Origin of the sequence: Tepidimonas sp. (assembly GCF_036824975.1) — a bacterium.
Lineage (GTDB): Bacteria > Pseudomonadota > Gammaproteobacteria > Burkholderiales > Burkholderiaceae_C > Tepidimonas.
Genome location: NZ_DAISZC010000046.1, coordinates 2,131 through 16,263, shown reverse-complemented (window position 1 = coordinate 16,263; position 14,133 = coordinate 2,131). Strand labels below are relative to the sequence as shown.

The 14,133-nt window shown below is 67.0% G+C and carries 11 protein-coding genes; 1 reads left to right on the top strand and 10 read right to left on the bottom strand.

All coding sequences use genetic code 11. From position 1 onward, the window contains the following. The 9 genes from V7Z54_RS06700 to V7Z54_RS06660 form a co-directional block, all read right to left on the bottom strand. The coding region (locus tag V7Z54_RS06700; protein ID WP_334135322.1) for a lysophospholipid acyltransferase family protein at positions 1–870 on the bottom strand (870 nt) is incomplete at its 3' end. A 241-nt stretch (positions 871–1,111) separates the two neighbouring features. Beyond that, entirely contained in the window at positions 1,112–2,590 is a 1,479-nt protein-coding gene (locus tag V7Z54_RS06695; protein ID WP_334135321.1) for an aldehyde dehydrogenase, read from the bottom strand. Positions 2,591–2,775: 185 nt separating this feature from the next. Continuing rightward, positions 2,776–3,633, bottom strand: coding sequence for an ABC transporter permease (locus V7Z54_RS06690; RefSeq protein ID WP_334135319.1), 858 nt, complete (start codon positions 3,631–3,633; stop codon positions 2,776–2,778). A 15-nt stretch (positions 3,634–3,648) separates the two neighbouring features. Continuing rightward, positions 3,649–4,569, bottom strand: a complete 921-nt coding sequence (locus tag V7Z54_RS06685; RefSeq protein ID WP_334135317.1) for an ABC transporter permease — start codon at positions 4,567–4,569, stop codon at positions 3,649–3,651. Between the two features lie 50 nt (positions 4,570–4,619). Beyond that, positions 4,620–5,735 (bottom strand): ABC transporter ATP-binding protein, encoded by a 1,116-nt coding sequence (locus V7Z54_RS06680; RefSeq protein WP_334135314.1) that lies wholly within the window; start codon positions 5,733–5,735, stop codon positions 4,620–4,622. Positions 5,736–5,944: 209 nt separating this feature from the next. Next, entirely contained in the window at positions 5,945–7,114 is a 1,170-nt protein-coding gene (locus V7Z54_RS06675) for an extracellular solute-binding protein (RefSeq protein WP_334135313.1), read from the bottom strand. Positions 7,115–7,271: 157 nt separating this feature from the next. Continuing rightward, entirely contained in the window at positions 7,272–8,687 is a 1,416-nt protein-coding gene (locus V7Z54_RS06670) for an aspartate aminotransferase family protein (RefSeq protein ID WP_334135311.1), read from the bottom strand. Positions 8,688–8,787: 100 nt separating this feature from the next. Continuing rightward, entirely contained in the window at positions 8,788–10,158 is a 1,371-nt protein-coding gene (locus V7Z54_RS06665) for a glutamine synthetase family protein (RefSeq protein WP_334135310.1), read from the bottom strand. Between the two features lie 70 nt (positions 10,159–10,228). Next, entirely contained in the window at positions 10,229–11,008 is a 780-nt protein-coding gene (locus V7Z54_RS06660; RefSeq protein WP_334135308.1) for a gamma-glutamyl-gamma-aminobutyrate hydrolase family protein, read from the bottom strand. A 147-nt stretch (positions 11,009–11,155) separates the two neighbouring features. Here V7Z54_RS06660 and pdxR point away from each other — a divergent pair, with 147 nt between their 5' ends. Then, entirely contained in the window at positions 11,156–12,664 is a 1,509-nt protein-coding gene (gene pdxR / locus V7Z54_RS06655; protein ID WP_443082445.1) for a MocR-like pyridoxine biosynthesis transcription factor PdxR, read from the top strand. A 39-nt stretch (positions 12,665–12,703) separates the two neighbouring features. Here pdxR and V7Z54_RS06650 read toward each other — a convergent pair whose 3' ends face one another. Then, positions 12,704–14,023, bottom strand: coding sequence for an NAD(P)/FAD-dependent oxidoreductase (locus V7Z54_RS06650; RefSeq protein ID WP_334135305.1), 1,320 nt, complete (start codon positions 14,021–14,023; stop codon positions 12,704–12,706). Positions 14,024–14,133: the final 110 nt, after the last annotated feature.

Here is a 14,133-nt window from a genome sequence, read left to right as displayed (position 1 = left end):
TGGCCGCGTCTTGAACCGCCGATGCAACCAATGGTATTGGCCGGGGTGCTCAGTGATCAAGGCCTCAAGCACCGCGTTCATGCGCCGTGTGTCGCGCGCGATGTCGCCGCTGGGAAAGTCGGTCCACGGTGGCTCAACGCGCACCCGGTAGCCCTGGGTCTCCAGCGTGACCGCCACCGTCCGCACCGGTGCCTGTGCCAGGGCGGCCAAGCGTGGCAGTGTCGTCACGGTAGCCGCGGGTACGCCAAACAACGGCACGAAGACGGCACTCTCCCACCCCAAATCCAAATCGGGCAACACAAAGGTGGCCGAGCCATCGCGCAGCGCTCGCACCAAGGCGCGCACGCCGTCGCGGCGCGCAATCAGGCGTGGTGCGTGAAAGCGTTGCCGCCCGCGGCGCACCCAGCCGTCCAGCCAAGGACGGCTCTGAGCGGCGTACATCGCCGCCCAGGGTCGGTCAATGGCCTGCATCAGGCGCGTGCCAGCGGCATCCAGCCCGGCAAAATGCGGCAAAAACAACAGTACCGGCCCCGCTTGACGCAGGCTTTGCCAGTCGCCCTCGAGCCGCACGCGTCGCGCCACCAGTTCGCTGGGTCCATGCCACAGCCACACCCGGTCCAGCAGCGCTTGCGCAAAATACCGAAAAGACTGCCAAGCCCAGCGTCGGCGCTGGGCGGCGCTGGCCTGCGGAAAGCACAGCGCTAGATTGGTGTGCACGACGCGCCGCCGCGCCCGCGCCCCCACGTACAACAGGGCGCCCAGCAACACACCCGCCGCGCGCCACACGGGCAACGGCAGCCGCGCTAGCAGGCGCAGCCAGCCGGGGTCTGAAGGTACTTGGGGTTCGGACGGAACAGATGGGGCGTTCATCGGCGCCGCGCATCATAGCCGCGCTGCCGCGCGGGTGACCGCAACCCACACGCCGCGTCCGGTCGCGCGCCTACCATCGGTGGGTATGAGCACCACTACTCGTTGTTCAACGCCATTCGCGTGGGCGCGTGGACCCTGCCACACCGGTCTGCCCCGAGGGTCACGGCTGCGCCGACACGCCCGGCAGGCCCCCCCGCGCAAGGCGAAAGCGCCATCGTCAGCCGGGCGGTCGGGCTGCCCGTCACCATGGGCTGTCGATGCGGATCCAGGTGGTCTTCAGTTCGGTGTACTTGTCCAGCGCGTGCAGTGACTTATCGCGCCCGATGCCGCTTTGGCGAAAGCCGCCGAACGGAACGGTGATGTCGTCTTCGTCGTACTGATTGACGTGCACGGTGCCGGCACGCAGCGCGCGCGCCACCGCGTGTGCTTTGTTGAGGTCGCGCGTCCACACCGCCGCCTGCAGGCCATAGATGCTGTCGTTGGCCTGGCGCACCGCCTCGGCCGCGTCGGTGAAGGTGATGACTGACAGCACCGGGCCGAAAATTTCCTCGCGCGCAATCGTCATGTCGTTGGTGACGCCGTCAAACACCGTGGGCTGCACGTAAAAGCCGCCGGGCACCGGTTGCACCGCCTGCCCACCAGCCAACAGGCGTGCGCCCTCGGCCTGACCCTGCTCGATGTAGCGCACGATGGTGTCAAGCTGGGCACGATCGACGATGGCGCCCATCACCGTGTCCTTGTCCAGCGGGTTGGCGGGTTGGTAGCGCGCCAGGCGTGGCAGCGCCCGCTCCAGAAAGGCGTCCTTGATCGACGCCTCCAGAAACAGGCGCGATGGGGCATTGCAGCTTTCGCCCTGGTTGAAGCAGATGCTGCCGATGGCGGCATCGACCGCGCGCTCCAGGTCGGGGCAGTCGGCAAATACGATATTGGGCGACTTGCCGCCGAGCTCAGTCCAGGCACGTTTGAGGTTGCTTTGCCCGGCCATGACGTGGATTTGCTTGCCCACGCGGGTGCTGCCGGTAAAAGCGATGGCGTCCACACCCATGTGCAGCGCCAGCGGGGCCCCGGCTTCGGGGCCATAGCCGGGCACGACGTTGAGCACACCCGGCGGCAGCCCGGCCTGCAGCGCCAGCTCGGCCAAGCGCAGTGCTGACAGCGGCGATTTCTCGCTGGGCTTGAGCACCACCGAATTGCCCACCGCCAAGGCCGGAGCGATCTTCCACGCCGCCATCAGCAGCGGGTAGTTCCAGGGCACGATGACGCCCACCACGCCCAGCGGCTCGCGCGTGACCAGCGCCAGCGCCGTCTGCGGGGTGGGGGCGATTTCACCGTACACCTTGTCGATGGCCTCTGCATACCAGCGGATGCAGTTGGCGGCGCTGTGCACGTCCACGCCCTTGGCGTAGCGCACGGGTTTGCCCATATCCAGGGTCTCGGTCAGCGCCAGCTCGTCGGCGTGCGCCAGCAGCAGATCGGCCAGCCGGATGAGCACGCGCTTGCGCGCCGCGGGGGCCTGCCGCGCCCAGCGTCCATCTTCGAAGGCCGCACGGGCCGCTGCTACCGCGGCGTCGATGTCGGCGGCGTCACAGCGCGCCACCGTCGTCAATACGCGCCCGTCCACGGGCGAGATGCAGTCGAACACGGCGCCGCTGCGCGCGGGCACACGCTGGCCGCCGATGAAGGCGCGGCCATCAAAGGTGAGCTGGTGGGCGGTCGTCATCGGCAAAACTCCTGCGGCAGATCCAACGCATCCATCGTACCGTGCGCGCAGCACACTGCAGGTAGCCACTTGCCCAGACGGCAACGGCGCCAGTGGTGCCCGCCGCGCACGCTCGCGCTGCCGCGGCCCGCCGCAGCGGCCACCAGCGTGACGGCCGTCGCAGGCGCGATCCCGACGCCTCGCGCTCAGCGCCCCAGCGCCGCCAGCTCCGCCCGCTCGGCAGCGGCGATCTCGCGCTCGCGCCGGCGCGTGCTGCGCGCCACCCACACCGCGTAGCTGACAACCACCAGCGTCACCGTAACGATGAGCAGCGTGGCCGCGGCGTAGATGGTGGGATTGATGCCGCGCCGCGCATAGCCGAAGATGACCTGCGGCAGCGTGTTGACACCCGGCCCGGAGAGAAACTCCGAGATCACCACGTCGTCGAACGACAGCGTAAACGATAGCAAAAACGCCGCCAGTACCGCCTGCGCGATGTTGGGCAGCGTGACCAGAAAAAACACCTGGTGTGGACGCGCACCCAGGTCCATCGCGGCTTCTTCGATGCGGCGGTCCATCTCTAGCAGCCGTGACTGCACCACCACCATCGCGTAGGCCATGCCCATGAGCGTGTGGCCCAGGATGATGGTGAGCATGCCGCGCTGCGGCCAGCCGAAGACGTTTTGCGCCCCCACCATCAGCAGCAGCAGCGACAGGCCGATGATCACTTCGGGCATGACCAGCGGCGCGTTGACCATGCCCGAAAACACCGTGCGCCCCCAAAAGCGCCGGTAGCGCACCAGCACGAACGCCGCAAACGTGCCCAGCACCGCCGACAGCACGCCGGTGGTCAGCGCCACCTTCAGCGACACGAAAAAGCCGTTGACGATCTTGGTGTCGTTAAACAGCGCCTCGTACCAGCGCAGCGAAAAGCCGGTAAAGACGGCGTCTTGCCGCGTGCTGTTGAACGAAAACACGATCATGAACAGCAGCGGGGCATACAGAAACGCATAGACCAACAGCATCCAGCCGGTGCCGAAATGACGCTGCAGCAGGTTTTTCATGGCTGCCTCCCCTGATCACGCCGGATGGCGCTCGCCACTGTGGCGGTAGTAGATGGCCAGCGGCACGATGATGAGCGCAATCATCACCACGGCCAACGCCGCCGCACGCGGCCAGTTGTTGGCGGTAAACATCTCGTCCCACACCACGCGGCCGATCATGAGGTTTTCCGGGCCGCCCAGCAGCGACGGAATGACGAACTCGCCCACCGATGGGATGAACACCAGCATGAAGCCAGCGATGATGCCGGCCTTGGACAGCGGCACCGTCACCAGCCAGAACGCCCGCCACGGAGTGGCCCCCAAGTCGTAGGCGGCTTCCAGCAGCCGCCAGTCGAGCTTGACTAAATTGGCGTACAGCGGCAGCACCATAAACGGCAGATACACGTACGTCATGCCCACCAGCATCGACACGTTGGTGTAGAGCAGGTGCAGCGGCTCGTCGATCAACCCCAGCGCCATCAGGATGCGGTTGAAGATGCCGGCATCCGCCAAAATGCCCTTCCACGCGTAGACGCGCAGCAAAAACGAGGTCCAAAACGGCAGCATCACCAGCAGCAGCAGGGCCGGGCGCACGGCCGGCGCACTGCGTGCGATGAAATAGGCGAAGGGATAGCCAATCAGAAGGCACAGCGTAGCGGTGATGGCGGCATACAGCAGCGAGCGGCCGTAGGCGTCCACGTACAGGGTGCGAAACAGCGGCCCGTCCCATTCAGCCTTGAAAATGGTCCAGTAGTTTTCGTATTTCAGACGCAGCACACCGGCCTGTACATCCCACAGCGGCTGAAACGGATCGATGCCGTCGCCCATGTCCACGAAGCTGATGTAGAGCAGGATCAGGAACGGCAACAGAAAAAACACCGTCAGCCACACAAAGGGCACGGCGATGACGAAGCGGCGCCCGGGCAGCGCGACGGTAGCGGAAGCGGCGTGATCCATGGCGAAAACTCCGGTGCGGCGTGCAGAGCGAGACAGGCGACGGCGCAGCGTCAATCGCGCAGCACGACGCCGGCGGTGTCGCTCCACCAGAACCAGACCTCGTCATCCCACGTGATATCCGACAGGTCGTGGCGCGAGGTGTTGGCCTCGGTAATGCGAACCTTGTGCCCCTGTGGCGTAACGACGATATAGCTGTTGTAGGCGCCAAAGTAGGCAATTTCTTTGACGCGGCCCTGAAACAGGTTGCACGGCACGTTGTCCGGGCGCGCCTTGGCGATGTCGATCTTCTCGGGCCGCACGGCCACGCTCAACGGCATGCCAATGGCCCCCGGCGAGCCGTAGCCGACGTGGATGCGGCCGATCGGCGCATCGATGGCGCAGTGGTCGGGCTCGTCGATGGCCATGGTGCCGTCGAAGAGATTGACGCTGCCGATGAAGTCGGCCACGAAGCGGTTGACCGGGTTCTCGTACATCTCCTGCGGCGTGCCCACCTGCAGCACCCGCCCTTTGCTCATGACGGCAATGCGGCTGGCCATGGTCATCGCCTCTTCCTGGTCGTGCGTGACCATCACGCACGTCACGCCCACCTGCTCGATGATGTTGACCAGCTCGAACTGGGTCTGCTCGCGCAGCTTTTTGTCCAGTGCGCCCAGCGGCTCATCCAGCAGCAGCAGCTTGGGGCGCTTGGCCAGGCTGCGCGCCAGCGCCACGCGTTGCTGCTGCCCACCCGAGAGCTGGTGCGGCTTGCGCCGTGCATACGGCGTCAGCTGCACCAACGCCAACATGTCGTCTACGCGCTTGGCGATCTCGGCTTTGGGCAGCCCCTCGCGCTTGAGCCCGAAGGCGATGTTGTCCCAGACGTTGAGGTGCGGAAACAGCGCATAACTCTGGAACATCATGTTGACCGGACGCTCGTACGGCGGCAGGCTCACCACGTCCTGGCCGCCGAGCAGGATGCGACCTGAGGTCGGCGTCTCAAAGCCCGCCAGCATGCGCAACAGTGTCGATTTGCCGCAGCCCGAGCTGCCCAACAGGGCAAAGATTTCGCCCTTGCGCACCGACAGCGACACCTCATCGACGGCCACTACCTCATCGAACTTCTTGACCAGCTTTTCGGTGACCAGGTAGTCCTGCGGCTCGGCCGCGGAACGGGAAGCTTCAGCCATGACGGATCGTACTCCTGCGGTGGAATCGGTTTAGACCCCGGGATGGGCAATCTTGACGGAGAGTGGCAGGGCGCGGCACGGCAGCCGGCGTCGGCGCTCGGCGGTTCGCTGCGCCGCGCATGGCACCAAAAAATACGGGCTGTCCCCATTGGCATGCAGGAACAGCCCGATCCCCTGGGCTCACGCTTCGAACCGGCGGGGAGGTGAGGTCACTTGCCGCGCTTGAAGCGGTTGTAGGCCGAGGCCATCGCTTCGCGCGCTTCGTTGGTGTAGCTGCTGGGCTGGATCAGCTTGGGCATGTAGTCCTCTGGCGGGAAGATCGACGGGTTGCCCGCGATTTCCGGCGGCAGCAGCGGCTTGACCTTCGCGTTGCCCGTGTTGTAGCCCATCTCGGTGGCCATGGCCGCGGCGTTTTCGGGCCGCAGGAAAAAGTTGATGAAAGCGTGCGCGTTGTTGGGGTGCTTGGCGTCCTTCAGGATGGCCATGGTGTCGAAGAACGCCAGCGCGCCGGTGGAGGGCAGCAGCGCCACGATCTCGTCCTTGGAGCCGGTCTCGGCCGCGCGGCCGGCGGCGATGTTGATGTCACCCGCCCAGCCGATGACCACGCAGGCCTTGCCGCTGGCGATGTCGTCGATCATCGTCGAGCTGAAGATACGGATGTCCTTGCGCACCTTCATCAGCATGTCCACCGCGGCGGCGTAGTCGGCCGGATCGTTGGAGTAGGCGTCCTTGCCGATGTAGTGCAGCGCCACCGGAATGATTTCGGTGGGCGAATCCAGATACGCGATGCCGCACGACTTGACCTTGGCGGTGTACTTGGGGTTAAACACCAGGTCCCACGCATTGTCGGGCATGGGCGTGCCACCCAAGGCCTTCTCGAGCTTGGTCTTGTTGATGCCGACGGTGGTAAAGCTCCAGCCCCAGGGAATGAGGTACTGGTTGCCCGGATCAACCCGGTCGAGCACCTTCAGCACGGAAGGGTCGAGGTTGCTGTAGTTCGGGATCTTGGTCTTGTCCAGCGGCTGGAACAGCCCGCCTTCGATTTGTGGCTTGGCAAAGACGCTGCCAGGCACGACGATGTCGTAGCCGGTGTTGCCGGCCACCAGTTTGGCGTGCAGCGCCTCGTTGGTCTCGAAGGTGTCGTAGTTGACCTTGATGCCGGTTTCCTTCTCAAAGGCCTCCAGCATACCCTCCGGAATGTAGTCCGGCCAGTTGTAGATGTTGAGCACCTTTTCGTCGTCGAGCACCGGAGCGGCCGGCGCCTGCGCCACCGCGGGCGCTGGGGCCGGCGCGGGTTGCGCCACGGGTTCCTCTTTCTTGCCACAGCCGGCCAGCACCGCTGCCGCCACGGCCGCCACACCCCACCAACGTATCGTCATCGTCAGACTCCTTGTCGAGCACCGCCAATCGGGAAAACCTAAAGCAAAAAGCAGACCACACCGACAGCGGCATGGCCAGTGATGCTTTCGCTGGACAGGATTGCCCGGCCTGATTCTAGGGCAGGGACGGCGTTTTCCCGCAGCTGACAGGCCGATTTCAGCTCCCGGCAGCTGCTTTTTGTTGCACATCCGCCCACGTTTTGTCCAAGGCGGTGCGGATACAGGCCACCATGTCATCGATGTCGGCACGCGTCATCACCAGCGGCGGCGCAATGATCATGCGATCGCCCACCGCACGCATCACCACGCCGCTGTCGAAACAATGCGCGCGGCAGATCATGCCCACCTCCCACGTATCGGGCCAGGGCTGCAGCGTAGCCTTGTCGCGCACCAGCATCAGCCCGGCGACGAAGCCACAGGTTTCGGCCACCCCCACCAGCGGGTGGTCGGTGAGTTCGGCGAAACGCTGCGCCAAATACGGGCCGGTGTCGTCGCGCACGCGCTGCGGCAGCGCCTCGCCCTGCAGAATGTCCAGATTGGCCAGCGCCACCGCGCATGCCACCGGGTGGCCGCTGTAGGTGTAGCCGTGGGTAAATTCGCCGCCGCGCTCGATGAGCACGCGTGCCACGCGTTCATTGACCAGCACCCCACCCAGGGGCACATAACCACTGGTCACCCCTTTGGCGAAGGTCACCAGATCGGGCCGGGTGCCAAAGCGCTCGTAAGCAAACCAGTGGCCCAGACGGCCAAAAGCGCAAATCACCTCGTCGGAAATGAGCAAAATGCCGTAGCGCTCGACGATGCGCTGGACTTCGGGCCAGTAGGTCTCGGGCGGGATGATGACGCCGCCGGCACCCTGCACCGGCTCGGCAATGAAGGCCGCCACCCGCTCGGGGCCGATGGCAAGGATTTTCTCCTCCAGCCAACGCGCCGCCCGCACGCCAAAATCGGCCGCCGACTCCCCCGGCTGGCGCAACGCCCAGTAGTGCGGTTGCTCGATGTGCTCGATGCCGGGGATCGGCAGGTCGCCTTGGGCGTGCATGGCGGCCATGCCGCCCAGCGAGGCGGCGGCCACCGTGGAGCCATGGTAGGCGTTGCGGCGGCTGATGATGACCTTGCGCTGCGGCTGGCCCATCAGGTCCCAGTAGCGGCGCACCAGGCGCACGTTGGTGTCGTTGGCCTCGGAGCCGCTGCTGGTGAAAAATACGTGTGTGAAGGCGCGTCCGTCGACCGGCGGGGCCAGTTCGCACAGGCGCGCGGCCAGCCGCACCGCGGGTTCGGTGGTGGTCTGGAAAAACGCGTTGTAGTAGGGCAGCAGCAGCATCTGGCGGTAGGCGGCGTCAGCCAGGGCCTGGCGGCCGTAGCCGACGTTGACGCACCACAGTCCGCTCATGGCGTCGATGATGCGCTGCCCGCGCGCATCCCAGATGTGCACGCCGCTGGCGTGGGTGATGACGCGCGCGCCGCGCTGCGCCAGCGCCTGGTGGTCGGTGAAGGGGTGCAGGAAGTGTGCAGCGTCGAGCGCCTGCACTTCGCGCAGGTGGGCGTCGGCCAGCGGCAGCGGGGCATTCATCGGCGTTACTCCGGTAAGCAGGGGGATGACAGGGGGTGGCGTGGACCGAGGCCGGTGCACGCGTGCCAACCCGCGCTTGGCCAGTGGCCACGGCGGGCAGCTACACGTGCAGCAGCAGGTGCTCGCGCTCCCAGGGCGAGATCACCTTCATGAACTCTTCGAACTCCAGTTCCTTGATTTCGGTGTAGACGGTGATGAAGGCCTCGCCCAGCACGTGGTGCAGGTCGGGCTCACGGCGCAGCCAGTCCAACGCCTCACCCAGGCTGCGCGGCAGCGCATAGGGTGACAGGTAGGCGTCGCCCCGCATTTCGGGCTTGGGCTTGATCTTGTTGACCAGGCCCAGATAGCCGCAGGCCAGCGTCATGGCCATGGCGATGTAGGGGTTGGCATCGGCACCGATGACGCGGTTTTCCAGCCGCCGCGCCTGCGGCGGCGCGATGGGCGAGCGAATGCCGACGGTGCGGTTGTCGTGCCCCCACTCGATGTTGATGGGGGCGGCGGTGTGGCGCGCCAAGCGCCGGTAGCTGTTGACGTAGGGCGCCACCAGCGCCATCGCCGCCGGGATGTAGCGCTGCAGCCCGCCGATGTAGTGGTAGAAGGCTTCCGACGGCGACCCGTCTTCGTTGCTGAAGATATTGCGCCCGGTGGCCGCATCGACCAGGCTTTGGTGGATGTGCATCGCGCTGCCAGGCTCACCGGCGATGGGCTTGGCCATGAAGGTGGCGTACATGTCATGGCGCAGCGCCACCTCGCGCACCGTGCGCTTGAACAGGAACACCTCGTCGGCCAGCTCCAGCGGGTGGGCGTGGAAGAAGTTGATCTCCATCTGCCCGGCGCCCACTTCGTGGATGAGCGTATCCACGTTGAGCTCCATCTTGTCGCAGTAGTCGTAGATCTCCTCGAACAGCGGGTCGAACTCGTTGACGGCGTCGATGGAGTAGGCCTGGCGTGAGGTCTCGGCACGGCCACTGCGCCCCACCGGCGGGTGCAGCAAGGTGTTGGGGTCGGTGTTGCGCGCGGTCAGATAAAACTCCAGCTCGGGAGCCACCACCGGCCGCAAGCCCAGCTCGTCGAACAGACCGCAGACGTGACGCAACACACTGCGCGGCGCATAGGGAATGAGGCGGCCGCTGTGGTCGAAACAGTCGTGGATGACCTGCGCGGTGGGGTCTTGCACCCAGGGCACGATGCGCGCCGTCGTCGGATCCGGGCGCAGCTGCATATCGCGCTCGGTGGGATCGATGACGTCGTAGTACGGACCACTGCTGGGCTGCTCGCCAGTCACGCTCATTGCCACCACCGATGCCGGCAGCCGCATGCCGCGGTCCTCGGTGAACTTCTCGCGCGGCAGGATCTTGCCGCGTGCCACGCCGGTGAGGTCGGGCACCAGGCACTCGACTTCGGTGACGCGCCGCTCGTTGAGCCACTGCTCAAGATCGTTGAAGGTTTTGAGGTCTTTCGCACTGCTCATCGCTTGCTCCGTGTACCACCGGGCGTGTCGGGCCGCGACATGGGCCAATCCGCACCGCGGCGGGTTGGCCTCATTCTCGCGGAAGGGTCGCCCCATGCTCGATGGCGTTCACACGCCGCGCACGGCGCTGGCGCACGGCATCACCAAACGCGCGCCACAACCCGCTGGCGACGGGATCTTCCCAGCAGCGCCACTCGGGATGCCACTGCACCGCCAGCGCAAACGCGCGTGCTTCTTCGAATTCCACCGCTTCGATGAGGCCGTCTGGCGCATGCGCCACCGCGCGCAGGCCAGGTGCCAAGCGGCGGATGCCTTGCCCGTGCAACGAGTTCACGCGCAGCTCGGGCGCGCCGCCCGCCAGCCGCGCCAGCAGGCTGTCCGGTTGCACCGTCACCGTATGCCGCGGGGCATATTGCTCAGCCAGCGGCACCTGTGCGGGCTCGCGGTGGTCCAGATGCCCGGGCAACGCATGCACCCGCTGGTGCAGACTGCCGCCCAGTGCCACGTTGATTTCCTGAAAACCCCGGCAAATGCCCAGCAGCGGCACACCCATGCCCAGGGCTGCGCGCACCACCGCCAGCGTCACCTCGTCGCGCGCCTCGTCCAGCGGCAGCGCCGGTTCGGCCAGCGGCTCGCCGAAGTGCCGAGGGTGCACGTTGGAGGGCGAGCCGGTCAGCACCACACCGTCAACAGCCGCCAGCAACGCCGGGACACTGGCGGCGTCGGCCAGCGGAAACATCACCGGCTGCGCCTGCGCACACACCTTGACGGCGCGGGCGTACTTGTCCCCCAGCAGCAGGTACGGCTGGGCCCGGTCGCCATCGCCGAGCAAGCGGTGGTCGGCAGGCATCCAAACGAGCGGTTCAGGCAGATGGTGCGCTGTCATTGGATCCATTCTGGGCCCCGTTTGCGGGCACAATGGGTGCCACTTGCCCGGCTGCCGGGGATCCACTTGTAACCCTCCGCCCTCTGCGCGACCATGACCCAGTCCTCGACCCTGCTGGCCGACTACCTGCTGACCGAGCTGGCGCGCCCTGACGGACCGGCCGGCCCCGACGCCGGCCTGCCGCTGAACCGGCGCCTGTACGAGGCGCTGCGGCGCGCCATCTGGGATGGCCGCCTGGGGCCGGGCGACCGCCTGCCCTCCAGCCGCGAACTGGCGCAGGATCTGCGTCTGTCGCGCAATACGGTAGTGGCGGCGCTGCAACAGTTGGGCGCCGAGGGATATGTGGTCAGTCGCGTGGGCAGCGGCACTTACGTGCACGAACAGTTGCCGCTGCACCGGGGGGCATCGCAGCAACGTCCCCGTGACGATGGCCACCGGCTGCCGGGCCTGTCGGCGCGCGGGCAGCGGTTGACTGCCGAGCCGGGCGCCGCCGAGCTCGAAATTCAGCCCTTCACGCCCGGGACGGCTGACTTCGGCGCTTTTCCAGTGGCGCTGTGGCAGCGCCTGCAAAACCGGCACTGGCGCGCCGCCCGCCCCGAGATGCTGGACTACACCACCTTGGGCGGCTACGGCCCGCTGCGCCGTGCCGTGGCCGACTACCTGCGCGTGTCGCGCAGCGTGCGCCTGCAGCCGGAGCAGGTGCTCATCACCACCGGCACCCAGCAGTCGCTGGAGCTGTGTGCGCGGCTGCTGGCCGACCCCGGCGACACGGTGTGGATCGAGGATCCGGCGTACTGGGGGGCAGTGAAGGCGTTTGCTGCCTGCGACCTGCGGCTGCACCCCACGGCCGTCGATGGCGAGGGCTGGGTGCCACCCGCTGCGGATGCCCCCGCCCCACGCCTGATCTACGTGACGCCCTCACACCAATATCCATCGGGCGCGGTGATGACGCTGGCACGCCGCCATGCTCTGTTGCAGGCGGCGCGCGCCACCGGTGCCTGGGTGCTGGAAGACGACTACGACAGCGAATTCCGCTTCGACGGCGCGCCGCTGGCGTCGCTGGCTGGCCTAGACGAAGACGGGCGTGTGTGCTACATGGGCACGTTTTCGAAAGTGCTGTATCCCGGCATCAAGCTGGGCTATCTGGTGGTACCGCTGGGGTTGGTGGAGGCGTTTCGCCGTGCCCACTACGACCTGCACCGTCCTGGCCAGTTGCCGCTGCAGGCGGCGCTGGCCGAGTTCATGGAGCTGGGCCACTTCGCGGCTGCGCTGCGCCGCGCACGTCAAACCTACGCCGCGCGCCGCGCCGCCCTGCTGCAGGCGCTGCAGCCGCTGCTGGCTTGTACGGGAGTGCGCCTCTCAGGCGCCGCGCAGGGCCTGCACCTGTGTCTGCACCTGCCCGCCACCGTGGACGACCGGGCGCTGGCCGCCACCCTCGCGCGCGAGGGACTGTCGGTGCGGCCCCTGTCGGCCTATTGCTTACAGCGGCGCGACTGGCGCGGCCTGCTGATCGGCTACGGCTACGCCCAGCCCAAGCTGATCGAGCCCAGCGCGCGCCGCATCGCGGAGGCGGTGCAACAAGCACTGCGCGCAACCCCCGCGCCGGGCGGACAGCGCTGACAGCGCCCAGCAACAGGGTCCCTTCCCGGGAAGGCGACACTACCACCCCAGCGCATCGCGCCAGCGATACCAGGCCATGCCCAGCGCCAGCAGCGGCGTGCGCAGCCACGGCCCTCCGGGAAACGGCCGGTGGTGCAGCCGTGTGAACAGGTCGAAACGCTGCGATTGCGCACAGACCGCCTCGGCCACCAGGCGTGCGGCCAGCCCGGTGAGCGCCACCCCGTGCCCGCTAAACCCCTGCAGGTAATACACGCGCTGTCCCACGCGGCCGAAGTCGGGCGCGCGGTTCATCGTGATGTCCACAAACCCGCCCCACAGGTGCGTCATCCGCACCCCGGCCAGCTGTGGGAAAACGGTCAGCATGCGCGCACGCATCGTCTCACGCAGACGCGGTGGCGTCATCGTCGTGTAGCTGACGCGCCCGCCAAAAAGCAGCCGGTTGTCGGCGCTGAGCCGGAAATAATCCAATACCACGTTGTTGTCGCACACCGCAGCGCGATCGGGGATGAGGCTGTCGGCCAGCGCGCGCGGCAACGGCTCGGTAGCCAGAATATAGGTACCCACCGGCATGATGCGGGCGTGAATCGGCTGCAGAACGCCGGGGCCATACTCGGGCAGCGTGCAGTTGCCTGCCACCACCGCAAAGTCGGCCTGCACCTGTCCCGCGTCGGTGTCCACCCGCACGCCGCCCGCACCCTGCTGCAGACGCCGCGCCGCGCTGTGTTCGTGGATCTGTACCCCGGCGGCCTGCGCCGCGCGCGCCAGTCCCAGCGCGTATTTCAGCGGATGCAGATGCCCAGAGAGCCGCTCGAACGCCGCGGCCACGTAGCGCGCGCTGTCGATGCGCTCGCGCACAGCCGCTCCCTCGGCCCATTGCAGTTCCAGCCCGTAGTCGCGCTGCAGTTCGTCCATTTCCGCGCGCAGCGCACGCGCCTTGCGCGCGCTGTCGGCCACGTACAGATAGCCGTGCACGCGGTCACAGTCGATGGCATGGCGCGCAATGCGCTCGTCGATCAGGCGCACGCCTTCAAGCGACAACGCCCAGGCTTGACGCGCGCCCTCTGCCCCCAGCTGCGCGCGCAGCACGCCCATGCCACACGCGTACCCGACGATGGCTTGCCCACCGTTGCGCCCGCTGGCACCCGAGCCGATGCGGTCGGCTTCCAGCAAAACGACGCGCCGGCCACGCTCGGCCAGCTCCAGCGCCGCGCTCAGACCCGCGTAGCCACCCCCGATCACCACCACGTCGGCCCGCACCGTTGCCTCCAGAGGCGGTTGCACGGGGGGCCGCTGAACGCTTGCTTCGTAGTAGCTGTCAGTGTTGAGCTGGGTGTCGGAACGCAACAAAGAAGGCTTCATGGTCAAGCGCACGGAAATTCAACCCTGCACGCGCGACGATACCGCGCCCACTGCCCACCCACGGGGCCAAACGCGGCAACCCTGCGCAGACCGCATCGGCACCCGTCCCG

Excerpts from the sequence above, each read along its gene's own strand:
- V7Z54_RS06650 (WP_334135305.1), bottom strand. The coding sequence starts at position 14,023 with ATGAAGCCTTCTTTGTTGCGTTCCGACACCCAGCTCAACACTGACAGC.
- V7Z54_RS06690 (WP_334135319.1), bottom strand. The coding sequence starts at position 3,633 with ATGAAAAACCTGCTGCAGCGTCATTTCGGCACCGGCTGGATGCTGTTG.
- V7Z54_RS06665 (WP_334135310.1), bottom strand. The coding sequence starts at position 10,158 with ATGAGCAGTGCGAAAGACCTCAAAACCTTCAACGATCTTGAGCAGTGG.
- V7Z54_RS06680 (WP_334135314.1), bottom strand. The coding sequence starts at position 5,735 with ATGGCTGAAGCTTCCCGTTCCGCGGCCGAGCCGCAGGACTACCTGGTC.
- V7Z54_RS06675 (WP_334135313.1), bottom strand. The coding sequence starts at position 7,114 with ATGACGATACGTTGGTGGGGTGTGGCGGCCGTGGCGGCAGCGGTGCTG.
- V7Z54_RS06685 (WP_334135317.1), bottom strand. The coding sequence starts at position 4,569 with ATGGATCACGCCGCTTCCGCTACCGTCGCGCTGCCCGGGCGCCGCTTC.
- V7Z54_RS06670 (WP_334135311.1), bottom strand. The coding sequence starts at position 8,687 with ATGAATGCCCCGCTGCCGCTGGCCGACGCCCACCTGCGCGAAGTGCAG.
- V7Z54_RS06695 (WP_334135321.1), bottom strand. The coding sequence starts at position 2,590 with ATGACGACCGCCCACCAGCTCACCTTTGATGGCCGCGCCTTCATCGGC.
- V7Z54_RS06660 (WP_334135308.1), bottom strand. The coding sequence starts at position 11,008 with ATGCCTGCCGACCACCGCTTGCTCGGCGATGGCGACCGGGCCCAGCCG.